Origin of the sequence: Ralstonia nicotianae, from assembly GCF_018243235.1 — a bacterium.
Taxonomy (GTDB): Bacteria; Pseudomonadota; Gammaproteobacteria; order Burkholderiales; family Burkholderiaceae; genus Ralstonia; species Ralstonia nicotianae.
This window is the reverse complement of the sequence record NZ_CP046675.1, coordinates 1,572,239-1,588,244: the sequence shown is the minus strand read 5'-3', so window position 1 is coordinate 1,588,244 and position 16,006 is coordinate 1,572,239. Positions and strand designations below refer to the sequence as shown.

The following is a 16,006-nucleotide window of genomic DNA, read 5'->3' as shown; positions in this document are numbered from 1 at the left end:
GCCCGCAGCGAACGCCCCACCAACCCGCCTTCCGCCCGCCCATCATGCACGCATCGATACCGGTCTCTCCGTCCCTGCCGGACACGCAGCGGTTTGCGCTCGCGCCGTCCGAAGCCTTCACGATCTGGATGACGGGCCTGTCCGGCGCCGGCAAGTCCACCCTGGCCCAGGAGATGCGATCCCGCCTGCGGCAGCACGGGCGCGCCTGCTATGTGCTGGACGGCGATGTGCTGCGCGACGGGCTGAGCAGCGATCTCGGCTTCAGCCGCGAAGACCGCTGCGAACAGGTGCGCCGCGTGGCGCACGTGGCGCGGATCCTGAACGAAGCCGGCGTGGTCGCGATCGTCGCGCTGGTGTCGCCGTATCGCGCGGATCGGCAGCTCGCGCGCGAGATCATCGGCGCGGGCGCCATGCATGAAGTCTGGGTCTGCACGCCGCTGCAGGTCTGCCAGGCGCGCGATCCCAAGGGCTTGTACCAGCGGGCGAGCGCGGGGCTGCTGCCGGCCATGACCGGCCTGGCCGCCCCATACGAGCCACCGCCGGAGAGCACGCTGCGGATCGACACCAGCCGCCACGACGTCTCCACCTGCGCGAGCCGCATTCTCGATGCGGTCGGCATCTATCCATGCATGAACGGGAGCCAGCACGATGTTCGTCGCTGATAATGCACCGCTGCAGCACAGCGCCGACGAAGCCGCGCGGCAGCCGATGAGCGAACTGTCGATCCCGGCGCTGTTCGAACAGCAGGTCGCGCGCGATCCCGAGGCCATCGCCGTCACCTTCGGCGAGACTCGGTTGTCCTATGCCGCACTCAATGCGCGCGCCAACCGGCTCGCGCATCACCTCCTCGCCCTCGGCGTGCAGCCCGAGGACCGCGTCGCCGTCGCACTGCATCGCTGCGTCGACCTCCCCGTCGCCATGCTGGCCATCTTCAAGGCCGGCGCCGTCTACCTGCCCGTCGATCCCAACTACCCCGCCGAGCGTATCGCCTTCATGCTCGACGATGCGCGGCCGGCGCTGCTGCTGACCACCTCGACTGCCGGTGCGGGGATGCATACCCCCGGCCTCCGGCAGTTGTGCCTGGATGACCTTGCGCTGGATGGCCTACCGGCTCACAACCCCGGCCTGCCCATCGCACCCCAGCACGCCGCCTACCTCATCTACACTTCCGGCTCCACCGGCAAGCCCAAGGGCGTGCTCGTCAGCCATCGCGGCGTGCCGCACCTTGTCAGCACCCACATGCGCCGCTGCGAGCTGGGCCCCGGCTGTCGCGTTCTGCAATTCGCTTCCCCCAGCTTCGATGCCGCGCTCTCCGAGCTGCTGCGGCCGCTGCTCTCCGGCGCCACCTCCGTGATGGCGCCGCCCGACGACCTCGTGCCCGGTGCGCCGCTGGCCGCCCTGCTGCTGCGCGAGCGCGTCACCCACGTCACCCTGCCGCCGGCCGTGCTCGCCGTCATGCCCGAGGACAGCCTGGCCTCGGTGCGCTATCTGATCGTGGCCGGCGAGGCCGTCTCGCCGGCATTGGTCGAGCGCTGGCACCATGGCCGGCGCATGATCAACGCCTACGGGCCGACCGAAGCCACCGTGCTCGCTTCGATGAGCGCGCCCATGGCCGGCGCCGACGATCTGTCCATCGGCACGCCCATCGACAACACGCAGATTCACCTGCTCGATGCGATGCTGCGGCCCGTGCCGATCGGCGCGGCGGGCGAACTCTGCATCGGTGGCCCCGGCGTCGCGCGCGGCTACCTCAACCGCCCCGGCCTGACCGCCGAGCGCTTTGTCGCCGATCCGTTCGGCCCTCCGGGCGCGCGGCTCTATCGCTCCGGCGACCTCGGCCGCTGGCGCCATGACGGCACCCTCGAATTCCTCGGCCGCATCGACGAGCAGGTCAAGATCCGCGGCTTCCGCATCGAGCCGGGTGAGGTGCAGGCCGTGCTGGAACAGCATCCCGAGGTGGCACAGGCCACCGTGATCGCGCGCGAGGATCAGCCGGGCAATCGGCAGCTGGTCGGCTACGTGGTCGCCGCAGAGAATACGCAGCCAGAGCCGGCGATGCTGCGCCGCCATCTGGCCGAGCACCTGCCCGACTACATGGTGCCCGCCGCCGTGGTGATGCTCGAGGCGCTGCCGCTCACCCCCAACGGCAAGATCGATCGCAAAGCGCTGCCCGCGCCGGACTTCACTGCGCAATCCTCCGCCCGCGAAGCGCAGACGCCGAACGAGCGCGCGCTGGCGGGCCTGTTCGCGGAGGTGCTCGGGCTGCCGCGTGTCGGCATCGACGACGATTTCTTCGCGCTGGGCGGGCACTCGCTGCTGGCCACGCGGCTGATCAGCCGGATCCGCACGACGCTGCAGATCGGGCTGTCGGTGCGCGCGCTGTTCGAGGCGCCCAGCGTGGCGCGGCTGGCCGCGCGCCTGGAGAGGGCCGATGCGTCGGCCGCCCTGCAGCCGGTGCTGACCGCCCTGCCGCGCCCCGATACGCTGCCCCTGTCCTTCGCCCAGCAGCGGCTGTGGTTCCTGCACCGGTTCGAGGGCCCGAGCGCGTCGTACAACATTCCGTCGTGCTGGCGGCTGCACGGCGCCATCGACTGCGCGGCGCTCGAAGCGGCGCTGGCCGACCTGGCCGAGCGTCACGAGAGCTTGCGCACGGTGTTTCCCGAAACGGCCAGCGGGCCGTGCCAACGGATTCTCGACGGCGTGGACGCCCGGCCCGCGCTGGAGCGCGTGCGCCTGGACGACCGGCCCGAGCCCGAGGCCGCGCTGCAGGACGCGCTGCGGGAGGCCGTCCGATACGGCTTCGATCTCGCCACGCAGCTTCCGCTGCGCGCCACGCTGTTCACGCTCGGCCCCGATGCGCACGTGCTGCTGCTCCTGCTGCACCACATCGCCGCCGATGGCGAGTCCGTGACTCCGCTGATGGCCGACCTGGCCGTCGCCTATGCCGCGCGGCGCGGCGGGCAGGCGCCCGGCTGGGCACCGCTGCCGCTCCAGTATGCGGACTACACCCTCTGGCAGCACGCGCTGCTGGCCCGGCCGGATGATCCGGCAAGCCATGCCGGGCGCCAGCTCGCCTACTGGCACGGGGCGCTGGCGGGCACGCCCGAGCTGTGCTCGCCGCTCCCGGACCGCCCCCGGCCCGCCGTCTCCAGCCATCGCAACGCCGCCTTCCGGCTGGACATGCCGCCCGCGCTGCACCGCGCGCTGGTGGTGGCCGGCCAGCGGCACGGCGCCAGCCTCTTCATGGTGCTGCACGCGGCGCTCGCCATCCTGCTCAGCCGCCTGGGCGCCGGCGCCGACATCGTCGTCGGCTCGCCCATCGCCGGGCGCACCGAGGCCGCGCTCGATCCGCTGGTCGGGTTCTTCGTCAACACGCTGGCGCTGCGGACCGATACGTCGGGCGATCCCGACATCGCCACGCTGCTGCGCCAGGTGCGCGAGCGCTGCCTGAGCGCCTACGCGCACCAGGACCTGCCGTTCGAGCGCGTGATCGAAGCGCTCAACCCGACCCGCACGCTGTCGGCGCATCCGCTGTTCCAGGTCATGCTCGGCTTGCAGAACGCGGGGCAACAGCCGCGGCTGGACCTGGCCGGCCTGCGGGCCACGCACCTGCCGGTGCACGTGCCGGTCGTGAAATGCGACCTGGTCTTCAACATGTGGGAATCGGCCGATGCGGCCGATGCGGGGAACACGCCGGCCGGCCTGCACGGCCACATCGAATACGCCGTCGACCTGTTCGACGCACCGACCATCGCGCGCCTGGTGCGGCAGTGGCAGCGGGTGCTCGAAGCCATCGTCGCCGTACCCGGGTGCCGCATCAGCGAGATCGACTTGCTGGACGACGAGGACCAGCGCCTGCTGCAAGGCTGGAATGCGACCGCGCAGCCGGTGCCGGACCGGTCGATCCCGGCGCTGTTCGAGCAGCAGGTCGCGCGCGATCCCGAGGCCATCGCCATCGTCTGCGGCGACCGCCGCTTCACCTATGCCGACCTGAACGCCCGCGCCAACCGGCTCGCGCATCACCTCATCGGACTCGGCGTGCGGACCGAAGACCGCATCGCCGTGCTGCTGGACGATTCGACCGATTTCGTCGTCGCCATCGCCGCCGTGCTCAAGGCGGGCGCGGTGTACACGCCGCTGTCGTCCCGCTACCCCGATGAGCGCAAGCAGTGGATCATGGCCGATGCCGCCGCCGGCGTGCTGCTGGTCAAGGGCGAGACACCGGAGGGCCTGCGCGGCATGCCGGGCCGCGTGATCGACCTCGACGATCCCGCGCTGGCGCGGCAACCCGCCACCAACCCGGGCCGCGCGATCGCCCCGGACCAGTTGGCCTACGTGATCTACACCTCGGGCTCGACCGGCCGCCCCAAGGGCGTGGCCGTCACGCACGCCAACATTGCCAGCTTCGCCGCCGACCGGCGCTGGCGCAACGGCGACCACGCGCGCGTGCTGGCGCATTCGCCGCATGCGTTCGATGCGTCGACCTATGAACTGTGGGTGCCGCTGCTGACGGGCGGGCAGATCGTCGCGGCGCCGCCGGGCAACCTGGAGCCAGCCGCGCTGCGGCAGCTGATCGACACGGCGAGCGTGACCGCCGTCTTCATGACGACCGCGATGTTCCGGCTGGCGATGGACACCGACCCCGCCTGCCTGCGCGGGCTGCGCACGCTGTGGACCGGCGGCGAGCGCGCTTCGGCAGCGGCATTCGAGCGCATGCGCGCGGGCTGCCCGGACACGGCGGTCGTGCACGTCTACGGCCCCACGGAGACCACGACCTACGCCATCGCGTATCCGGTGCCGGCCCAGGGCGACATGGCGGAAAACGTGCCGCTCGGCGGCCCGCTGGACAACACGCAGATCCACCTGCTCGATGCGATGCTGCGGCCCGTGCCGATCGGCGCGGCGGGCGAACTCTGCATCGGTGGCCCCGGCGTCGCGCGCGGCTACCTCAACCGCCCCGGCCTGACCGCAGAACGCTTCGTCGCCGATCCGTTCGGCCCTCCGGGCGCGCGGCTCTATCGCTCCGGCGACCTCGGCCGCTGGCGCCATGACGGCACCCTCGAGTTCCTCGGCCGCATCGACGAGCAGGTCAAGATCCGCGGCTTCCGCATCGAGCCGGGTGAAGTGCAGGCCGTGCTAGAGCAGCATCCCGAGGTGGCACAGGCCACCGTGATCGCGCGCGAGGATCAGCCGGGCAATCGGCAACTGGTCGGCTACGTGGTCGCCGCAGAGCACACGCAGCCGGAGCCGGCGGCACTGCGCCGTTATCTGGCCGAGCACCTGCCCGACTACATGGTGCCCGCCGCCGTCGTCATGCTCAAGGCGCTGCCGCTCACCCCCAACGGCAAGATCGACCGCAAGGCGCTGCCCGCGCCGGACTTCACTGCGCAATCGGCCTCCCGCACGCCACGCACGCCCGTGGAGCATGCGCTGGCCACCCTGTTCGCCAACACGCTGGGGCTGGAGAAGGTCGGGATCGACGACAGCTTCTTCGATCTCGGCGGGCATTCGCTGCTGGCCACGCGGCTGGCCAGCCGCATCCGCTCGATGCTGAGCGTCGAATTGCCGGTGCGCACGCTGTTCGAGGCGCCCACTGTCGCCCTGCTCGCGCAGCGGGTGACGGCCGGCCAGGCGAGCGCCATCGAAGGCCCGGTGCTGGCGCCGGTGCCGCGCCCCGATGCCATTCCCCTGTCGTTTGCGCAGCAGCGCCTGTGGTTCCTGCATCGCCTCGAAGGGCCGAGCCCGACCTACAACGTGCCGTCGTGCTGGCGCTTGCGCGGCACGCTGCATGCCGATGCGCTCGAAGCCGCGCTCGCCGATGTGGTCGCGCGCCACGAGAGCCTGCGCACGGTCTTCCCGGAGACAGGGGAGACGCCGTGCCAGCGGATACTGGACGCAGCGCACGCCCGGCCCGCGCTGGAATGCGTGCGCCTGGACGACCGGCCCGAGCCCGAGGCGGCGCTGCACGATGCGCTGCAGGCGGCCGTCCGGTACAGCTTCGATCTCGCCACGCAGCTTCCGCTGCGCGCCACGCTGTTCACGCTCGGCGCCGACGAACACGTGCTGCTGCTCCTGCTGCACCACATCGCCGCCGACGGCGAATCGATCGGCCCGCTGATGGCCGATCTGGCCGTCGCCTATGCCGCGCGGCGCAGCGGACGCGCGCCCGCCTGGGCGCCGCTGGCGGTCCAGTACGTGGACTACACCGTCTGGCAGCACGCGCTGCTGGCCCGGCCCGACGATCCGGCAAGCCGCGCCGGACGCCAGCTCGCCTACTGGCGCGAGACGCTCACCGGCGCGCCCGAGCTGTGCACCTTCCCGCCCGACCGGGCACGCCCGGCCGCCCCCAGCCATCGGGGCGCGGCCGTGCCGCTGCGCATCGCGCCGGCCCTGCACCGCGATCTGGTGGCGGTCGGCCAGCGGCATGGCGCCAGCCTCTTCATGGTGCTGCACGCGGCGCTCGCCATCCTGCTCAGCCGCCTGGGCGCCGGCGCCGATGTCGTCGTCGGCTCGCCCATCGCCGGGCGCACCGAGGCCACGCTTGATCCGCTGGTCGGGTTCTTCGTCAACACGCTGGCGCTGCGGACCAATACGTCGGGCGATCCCGACATCGCCACGCTGCTGGGCCAGGTACGCGAGCACTGCCTGGCCGCCTATGCGCACCAGGACCTGCCGTTCGAGCGCGTGATCGAGGCGCTCAACCCGGCCCGCACGCTGTCGGCGCATCCGCTGTTCCAGGTCATGCTGGGGCTGCAGAACGCGAGCCAGCAACCGCGGCTCGACCTGGCCGACCTGCGGACCGCGCACCAGCCGGTGCACGTGCCGGTCGTCAAGTTCGACCTGGTCTTCAACATGCGGGAATGGGCCGACACGCAGGACACGCCCGAGGGCCTGCAAGGCCATATCGAATACGCGGTGGACCTGTTCGATGCGCCCACCGTCGAGCGCCTGGCGCGGCAATGGCAGCGAGTGCTCGAAGCCATCGCCGCCGCGCCCGGGTGCCGCATCAGCGCGATCGATCTGCTGGACGACGACGACCGGCGCCTGCTGCAAGGCTGGAATGCAACCGCGCAGCCGGTGCCGGAGCGGTCGATCCCGGCGCTGTTCGAACAGCAGGTCGCGCGCGATCCCGAGGCCATCGCCGTCACCTTCGGCGAGACTCGGTTGTCCTATGCCGCACTCAATGCGCGCGCCAACCGGCTCGCGCATCACCTCCTCGCCCTCGGCGTGCAGCCCGAGGACCGCGTCGCCGTCGCACTGCACCGCGGCATCGACCTCCCCGTCGCCATGCTGGCCATCTTCAAGGCAGGCGCCGTCTACCTGCCCGTCGATCCCAACTACCCCGCCGAGCGTATCGCCTTCATGCTCGACGATGCGCGGCCGACGCTGCTGCTGACCACCTCGACTGCCGGTGCGGGGATGCATACCCCCGGCCTCCGGCAGTTGTGCCTGGATGACCTTGCGCTGGATGGCCTACCGGCTCACAACCCCGGCCTGCCCATCGCACCCCAGCACGCCGCCTACCTCATCTACACTTCCGGCTCCACCGGCAAGCCCAAGGGTGTGCTCGTCAGCCATCGCGGCGTGCCGCACCTTGTCAGCACCCACATGCGCCGCTGCGAACTCGGACCCGGCTGTCGCGTCCTGCAGTTCGCTTCCCCCAGCTTCGATGCCGCGCTCTCCGAGCTGCTGCGGCCGCTGCTCTCCGGCGCCACCTCTGTGATGGCGCCGCCCGACGACCTCGTGCCCGGTGCGCCGCTGACCGCCCTGCTGCTGCGCGAGTGCGTCACCCACGTCACCCTGCCGCCGGCCGTGCTCGCCGTCATGCCCGAGGACAGCCTGGCCTCGGTGCGCTATCTGATCGTGGCCGGCGAGGCCGTCTCGCCCGCGCTGGTCGAGCGCTGGCACCATGGCCGGCGCATGATCAACGCCTACGGCCCCACCGAAGCCACCGTGCTCGCTTCGATGAGCGCACCCATGGCCGGCGCCGACGATCTGTCCATCGGCACGCCCATCGACAACACGCAGATTCACCTGCTCGATGCGATGCTGCGGCCCGTGCCGATCGGCGCGGCGGGCGAGCTCTGCATCAGTGGCCCCGGCGTCGCGCGCGGCTACCTCAACCGCCCCGGCCTGACCGCCGAGCGCTTTGTCGCCGATCCGTTCGGCGCGCCCGGCGCGCGGCTCTATCGCTCTGGTGACCTGGGCCGCTGGCGCCATGACGGCACCCTCGAGTTCCTCGGCCGCATCGACGAGCAGGTCAAGATCCGCGGCTTCCGCATCGAGCCGGGTGAGGTGCAGGCCGTGCTGGAGCAGCATCCCGAGGTGGCCCAGGCCACCGTGATCGCACGCGAGGATCAGCCGGGCAATCGGCAACTGGTCGGCTATGTCGTTGCCGCAGAGCACACGCAGCCGGAGCCGGCGGCACTGCGCCGTTATCTGGCCGAGCACCTGCCCGACTACATGGTGCCCGCCGCCGTCGTCATGCTCGATGCGCTGCCGCTCACCCCCAACGGCAAGATCGATCGCAAGGCGCTGCCCGCGCCCGAAGCCGGCGCTGACGCCAGCCAGGCCTACGAAGCGCCCCAGGGCGAGGCCGAAACGGAACTGGCCCGCATCTGGGGCGAGATCCTCAAGCGCGACCGCGTCGGCCGGACCGATCAGTTCTTCGAGCTCGGCGGCCACTCCCTGCTCGCCGTGCGGACGGTGACCGCCATGCGGCAGGCGTTCGGCGTGGACGTCGCCGTGCGCGACCTGTTCGCCTGGCCGGTGCTCAAGGACCTCGCCGAGCATCTGCGGCAAGCGGCCCGCGCTGACCTGCCCGCCATCTCGGCAGCCGAGCGCGGCGCGCAGGTGCCGATGTCGTTCGCCCAGCGGGCGCTGTGGTTCCTGGCGCAGATCGACGGCATCACCCAGGTGCACCTCGTGCCGATCGGCGTGCAGCTGCGCGGCCACCTGGACCGCGATGCACTGCGCCGCGCGCTGGACCGCATCGTCGCCCGCCACGAAGCCCTGCGCACGACCTTCGCCGTGGCCGACGGGCAGCCCGTCCAGCGCATCTTGCCCGCGCACGCGGCGCGCTTGCACCTGGACGAAACGGACCTGCGCGGGCACGGCCATCCGCACGACGCACTGCAACGGCTGATCGCGCTGGAGTGCGAGACGCCGTTCGACCTGGGCACCGACCCGGCGATCCGCGGCCGGCTGATCCGGCAGGCCGACGATGCGTACACGCTGCTGGTCACCCTGCACCATATCGCCACGGACGGCTGGTCGGTGGGGGTGTTCCTGCGCGAGCTCGGCGCGCTGTACAACGCCTTCACACAGGCGCAGGACGACCCGCTGCCGGCCCTCGCGCTGCAGTACGCGGACTACAGCCTCTGGCAGCAGCGCTGGATGGCAAGCGACGCGCCGCAGCGGCAGGCCGCCTACTGGAAGACGATGCTGGCGGACGCGCCCGAGCAGCTGGAGCTGCCCACCGACCACCCGCGCCCGCTGCGGCGGGCCTACGCCGGCGCGCTGCTGGACGTGACGCTGGATGCCACCCTGACGGCCGGCCTGAAAGCCTTGAGCCGCCGGCACGGCACCACGCTCTTCATGACGCTGCTGACGGGCTGGGCCATCCTGCTGTCCAGGCTGTCCCGTCAGAGGGATGTGGTGATCGGCACCGCGGTCGCCAACCGCGGGCATGCGGAGGTCGAGCCGCTGATCGGCTTCTTCGCCAACATGCTGGCCCTGCGTGTCGATCTCGACGACGCGCCGACCGTCGGCCAGCTGCTCCGGCAGGTGAAGGCACGCGCCATCGCCGCGCAGCAGCATGAGGACCTGCCGTTCGAGCACGTGGTCGAGCTGACCCGCCCGACGCGCAGCCTGGCGCGCAATCCGCTGTTCCAGGTCGTCTTCGTATGGCAGAACACGCCGGAGGAAGCGCTGGCGCTGAACGGACTGACGGCGACGCCGCTGCGCATGGAGACGCGCACCACGGCCAAGTTCGACCTCACGCTGGCCCTGCAGGAAACCGGCGACCGGATCAGCGGCGGCATCGAGTACGCCACGGCCCTGTTCGAGCCGGGCACCATCGAGCGCTTCGCCGGTTACCTGCGCACCCTACTGCAAGCCATGGTGGACGACGACGCGCGCCCGGTCGACCGCCTGCCCATGCTGCCGGCCGCCGAGCGGCAACACCTGCTCGCCGGCGCCGATGCAGCCGCCCACGCGGTGTCCGAGGCCACGCTGCCGCAGCTGTTCGAGCGGCAGGCCGCGCAGACGCCGGAGGCCATCGCCGTGGTGTTCGAGGCGCAGTCGCTGACCTACGCCGAGCTCAACCGCCGCGCGAACCGATTGGCGCACGGCCTCATCGCGCAAGGGATCGGGCCCGCGCAGTTCGTCGGCATCGCCCTGCCGCGCGGGCTCGACCTGCTGGTGGCGCTGCTCGCGGTGCTCAAGGCCGGCGCGGCCTATCTGCCGCTCGACCCCGACTACCCGCAGGACCGGCTCGCCTTCATGATCGAAGACGCGCAGCCCACGCTGGTGATCACCCACGCGGCCGTCGCCGACCGCCTGCCCGCCGGCGCGCCGCAATGGACGCTGGATGCCCCGGAAACCGAGGCGCGCCTGTCCCGCATGCCGGCCGCCGATCCGACCGACGCGCACCGCGTGCGGCCGCTGCTGCCGTCGCATCCGGTCTACGTGATCTACACCTCCGGCTCGACCGGCAAACCCAAGGGCGTGGTGATCGAGCACCGCAATGTCGCGCGCCTGCTGCGCGTCACCGAGCCCCCGTTCCGCTTCGACCACACCGACGTGTGGACGCTCTTCCACTCGTTCGCGTTCGACTTCTCGGTCTGGGAGATCTGGGGCGCGCTGGCCTACGGCGGCCGGCTGGTGGTGGTGCCCGCGCTGTGCGCGCGCGCGCCCGACGCGTTCTACGCGCTGCTGTGCCGCGAGGGCGTGACGGTGCTCAACCAGACGCCCAGTGCCTTCCAGCAGCTGATCGCGGCACAGGCGCGCAGCGACGCCGCGCACCGGCTGCGCTGCATCGTGTTCGGCGGCGAGGCGCTGGAGCTGCACACGCTGCTGCCGTGGATCCGGCGCAACGACCCCGAGCGCACGCGCCTGATCAACATGTACGGAATCACCGAGATCACCGTGCACGCCACCTTCTGCCCGATCGGGCGCGCCGACATCGAAGCCGGCGCGGGCAGCCGCATCGGCACGCCGCTTGCGGACCTGCGGCTCCATCTGCTGGACGAGGCGCTGGAGCCGGTGCCGGTGGGCGTGCTGGGCGAGCTGTACATCGGCGGGCCGGGCCTTGCGCGCGGCTACCTGAACCGGCCCGCGCTGACGGCCGAGCGCTTCATCGCCAGTCCGTTCGGCCCGCCCGGCGCGCGCCTCTACAAGAGCGGGGACGTCGGCAGGCGGCTGCCCGACGGCACCTTCGAATTCCTCGGGCGCAACGACGACCAGGTCAAGATCCGGGGCTTTCGCATCGAGCTGGGCGAGATCGAAGCCAAGCTGGCCGCGCAGCCGGGCGTGCGCGATGCCGTGGTGCTGGCGCGCGAGGACCGGGCCGGCGACAAGCAGCTGGTCGCCTATCTCGTGCCCGAGGCCGGCGGCGCGCTGCATGCCGCGACGCTGCGCGACAGCCTGGCCAGGGAACTGGCCGACTACATGCTGCCGAGCGCCTACGTGATGCTCGATACGCTGCCGCTGACGGTCAACGGCAAGCTCGACCGCAAGGCGCTGCCGGCACCGCAGGGCGATGCCTATGTCCGCCGTGGCGACGCGGCGCCGCAGGGCGCGATGGAGACCGCGCTGGCGGCGATCTGGTCGGCGGTGCTGCAGCGCGAGTCGATCGGCCGCCACGACAACTTCTTCGAGCTCGGCGGGCATTCGCTGCTGGCGGTGCGGCTGCTTTCGCAGATTCGCGATGCGCTGCAGCTCGAGATGCCGCTGAGCGCCCTGTTCAGCCATCCCAGCCTGGCCGGCTTTGCCGCGGCGGCGGAGCAGACCGGCCGGACCACCGTGACGGCCATCCCGCCGGCCGACCGCGGCGCACCGCTGGCACTGTCGTTCGCCCAGCAGCGGCTGTGGTTCCTGGCGCAGATGGAAGGCACGCGGGTCAGCGAGGCGTATCACATCCCGGGCGCCTTCCGGCTCGAAGGCACGCTCGACCCGGCGGCCCTGGCCGCGGCCCTCGACCGCATCGTCGCGCGGCACGAGGCGCTGCGCACCACGTTCGGCGAGCACGATGGCGTCGCGGTCCAGGTCATCGCGCCGCCGGACATCGGCCTGGCCTTGCAGACGCACGATCTGAGCGGGATCGACGACCCGCAGGCACGCGAAGCGCGGCTGCGCCAGCGCCTGGCGCAGCAAGCGCGCGCGCCGTTCGACCTGGCGCGCGGCCCGCTGATGCGCGCGGGCCTGTTCCGGCTGGCGCCGCAGGAGCACGTCCTGTTCCTCTGCCTGCATCACATCGTCTTCGACGGCTGGTCGATGGGCGTTCTGCTGCACGAGCTGAGCGCGCTGTACGCCGCCTTGCGCGAGACCGGCGCCGACGCACACGACCCGCTGCCGCCGCTGCCCATCCAGTACCCCGACTACGCCCAGTGGCAGCGCCGCTGGATCGGCGGCGAACGCCAGCGACACCAGGCCGACTACTGGCGGCAGGCCCTGGCCGGCGTCCCTTCGGTGATCGCCCTGCCGACCGACCGGCCGCGCCCGCCACGGCAGGACTACGCCGGCGCCCATTGCCCGGTGGTGCTCGATGCCGCGCTCAGCCGCCGGCTCGGTGCCTTGAGCCAGCGCCACGGCGTGACGCTCTACATGACCCTGATGGCCGCCTGGGCGACACTGCTGTCGCGCCTGTCCGGGCAGCACGACATCGTCATCGGCAGCCCGACCGCCGGCCGCACCCGCAGCGAAACCGAGCACCTGATCGGCTTCTTCGTCAACACGCTCGCGATGCGCTACCAGCTGGCGCCCGGGCAGACCGTTGCCGGACTGCTCGCCCACAGCCGGCAGCAGGTGCTGGCCGCCCAGCAGCACGCCGACTTGCCGTTCGAGCAGATCGTCGACCTGGTGCAGCCGCCGCGCAGCCTGGCGCATGCGCCGATCTTCCAGGTGCTGTTCGCCTGGCAGAACGTGCCGCCGGGCCGGCTCGCGCTGCCGGCGCTGACCGCGTCGCCGCTCAGGGGCCCCGGCAGCGTCTCCGCCAAGTTCGACCTCACGCTGACCCTGCAGGAAGCCGACGGGCGGATCGTGGGCACGCTGGAATACGCCACCGCGCTCTATGACGGGGCGACGGTCGAACGCTACATCGACCACTGGCGCACGCTGCTCGAAGCCATGGCCGACGACGACAGCCGGCCGCTGGCGGACCTGCCGCTGCTGACGCCCGCGCAGCGGCAACAGGTGCTGGCGCAGTGGAACGCGACACAGGCACCGTATCCACGCCACGCCTGCCTGCATCAGGGCTTCGAGGCGCAGGCCGGGCGGACGCCCGATGCCGTCGCCGTCGTCCACGAAACGCGGCAGCTCACCTACGCTCAGCTGAATGCACAGGCCAACCGCTTGGCCCATCGCCTGATCGCGCTCGGCGTGCGGCCCGATGCGCGGGTCGCCCTGTGCATGACGCGCGGCGTGGAGATGGTGGTCGGCCTGCTCGGCATCCTCAAGGCCGGCGGCGCCTACGTGCCGCTGGACCCGAACCACCCGCCGGCACGGCTGGCCGCCATGCTGGAAGACTGCGCGCCGGCCGCCGTGGTGGTGAAGGACGCACTGCCGAGCGGACTGCCGGCGCAAGGGCTGCCGGTCGTCTCCCTCGACGACGCGGACACGGCCCGGGACTCGCCGGCCGGCAACGCCGATGCCGACACCCTCGGCCTGACCTCACGCCACCTGGCCTACGTGATCTACACCTCCGGCTCGACCGGCCAGCCCAAGGGCGTCATGGTCGAGCACCGGTCGGTGATGAACCTGTGGCAGGCGCTCGAGCAGACGGTCTACGGCGAAGGCCGGCCCTGCGCGCGCGTCGCGCTGAACGCGGCGCTCTCGTTCGATGCCTCGGTGCAGGCGCTGGTCCAGCTGCTGTCCGGCCGCTGCCTGGTGATCGTGCCGCAGGCGGTCCGGCTGGATGCGGCCGCGCTGTCGGCGTTCCTGAAAGACCAGCGCATCGACGTCTTCGATTGCACGCCGGCGCAGCTCGACCTGCTCGTGGCCGGCGGCGCCTTCGATGACGTGCCGGGCCTGCCCCAGGCCATCCTGGTCGGCGGCGATGCCATGGCGGCCAGCACGTGGGACACGCTCTGCCGGACAGACCGGATGCGCGTCTACAACGTGTACGGCCCGACCGAGTGCACGGTCGATGCCACGCTCTGCGCGCTGCACGGGCAGGCCGGGCGCCCCAGCATCGGCCGCCCGCTGGCCAACACGCGCGCCTATCTCCTCGACGCGCGGCAGCAGCCGGTGCCGGTGGGCGTCGCGGGCGAGCTCTACATCGGCGGCGCGGGCGTCGCGCGCGGCTACCTGAACCGGCCGGAGCTGACCGCCGAACGCTTCCTGCCCGACCCGTTCAGCGGCGAGGCCGGCGCGCGGATGTACCGCACCGGCGACCTCGGCCGCTGGCTGCCCGACGGCCGCATCGAATACCTCGGCCGCAACGACCACCAGGTCAAGATCCGCGGCTTCCGCATCGAGCCCGGCGAAATCCAGGCCGTGCTGGAACAGCATCCGGACGTGGTGCAAGCCGCCGTGGTCGCCCATGAGGACGCCGCCGGCGGCAAGCAGCTGGTCGGCTACGCCGTCGCGGCCGGTGCGGCGCGCCTCGAACCCGCCGCCCTGCGGCGCTACCTGGCTGAGCGCCTGCCCGACTACATGGTGCCCGCCGCGATGGTCAGGCTCGACGCGCTGCCGCTCACGGCCAACGGCAAGATCGATCGCCGGGCGCTGCCCGCGCCCGATTTCGGCGCCGGCGCCAATGCCCGCGCGCCGCTCACGCCCAACGAGCACGCGCTTGCCGCGCTGTTCGCCGAGGCGCTGGGCCTGGACAAGGTCGGCATTGACGACAGCTTCTTTGACCTCGGCGGCCATTCGCTGCTCGCCACGCGCCTGGTCAGCCGGATCCGCGCCGAACTGGATGCGGCACTGCCGGTGCGGGCGCTGTTCGAGGCTCCGTCCGTCGCGCTGCTCGCCCAGCGGCTGAATGCCGACGGGGCCGACGGCGATCTGGACCTCGTGCTGCCGCTGCGCGCCACCGGCAACAAGCGCCCGCTGTTCTGCGTCCACACGGCCACCGGCCTCGGCTGGCCCTACGCGGGGCTGGTCGCGCACGTGGGCCGCGAGGTGCCGGTCTACGCGCTGCAATCGCCCTTCCTCGACGCGCACGCCCCGCTGCACGACGACATCGGCGCCGTGGTCGACCGCTACATCGCCGCGCTGCAGGCGGTCCAGCCGCAGGGGCCGTATCGCCTGCTGGGCTGGTCGATCGGCGGCGTGATCGCCCACCGCATCGCCGCGCGGCTGGAACAGCTCGGCCATGCGGTCGAGCTGCTGGCGCTGCTCGACAGCCATCCGGCGCAGCGCGCGCAGGCACAGCCGTCGACGCAGGCGCAGTTGCTGCGCCGGTTCCTCGACATCATCGGCTGGCCGGCTGGCGAAGACGAGGTGCCGGCCGACCTGCCGCTCGACACGCTTGCGCGCCTGCACGCGCAGCACGACCGCCTGTCGGTGCTGACGCTGGCGCAGGTCCACCGGCTGTTCGATGTCTTCAAGCACCACCTGCGCCTGTGGCGCGCGCCGGACCTCGGCCGCGTGCACGGCAGAACGGTGCTGTTCGAGGCCACCCGCGCCGCGCCCCGGCCCGAGCCGCTGCACACGCTGTGGACGCCCCACGTCGCCCGCGCGATGGCCGTGCACGGCATCCCCTGCACGCACGACGACATGGCGCGCCCGGCCTGCCTGGCCGCCATCGGCCAGCAACTGAAGGACGCGCTCTGAGCGCCGGCAG

At 72.0% G+C, this 16,006-nt stretch carries 2 protein-coding genes; both read left to right on the top strand.

Translation table 11 applies throughout. From position 1 onward, the window contains the following. Nucleotides 1-44 precede the first annotated feature (44 nt). The gene (gene cysC, locus GO999_RS22865) at nucleotides 45-662 is read left to right on the top strand and encodes an adenylyl-sulfate kinase (protein ID WP_071015295.1); all 618 of its coding nucleotides are present in this window, start codon (nucleotides 45-47) and stop codon (nucleotides 660-662) included. Next, a complete protein-coding gene (locus tag GO999_RS22860) occupies nucleotides 649-15,996 on the top strand; it encodes a non-ribosomal peptide synthetase (RefSeq protein ID WP_211906921.1) in 15,348 nt (5,115 codons plus the stop codon). The genes cysC and GO999_RS22860 overlap by 14 nt, the downstream gene beginning before the upstream one ends. Nucleotides 15,997-16,006: the final 10 nt, after the last annotated feature.

What these genes read in the sequence shown, in the direction of transcription:
- cysC (WP_071015295.1), top strand. Translation starts at nt 45, where the DNA reads ATGCACGCATCGATACCGGTCTCTCCGTCCCTGCCGGACACGCAGCGG.
- GO999_RS22860 (WP_211906921.1), top strand. Translation starts at nt 649, where the DNA reads ATGTTCGTCGCTGATAATGCACCGCTGCAGCACAGCGCCGACGAAGCC.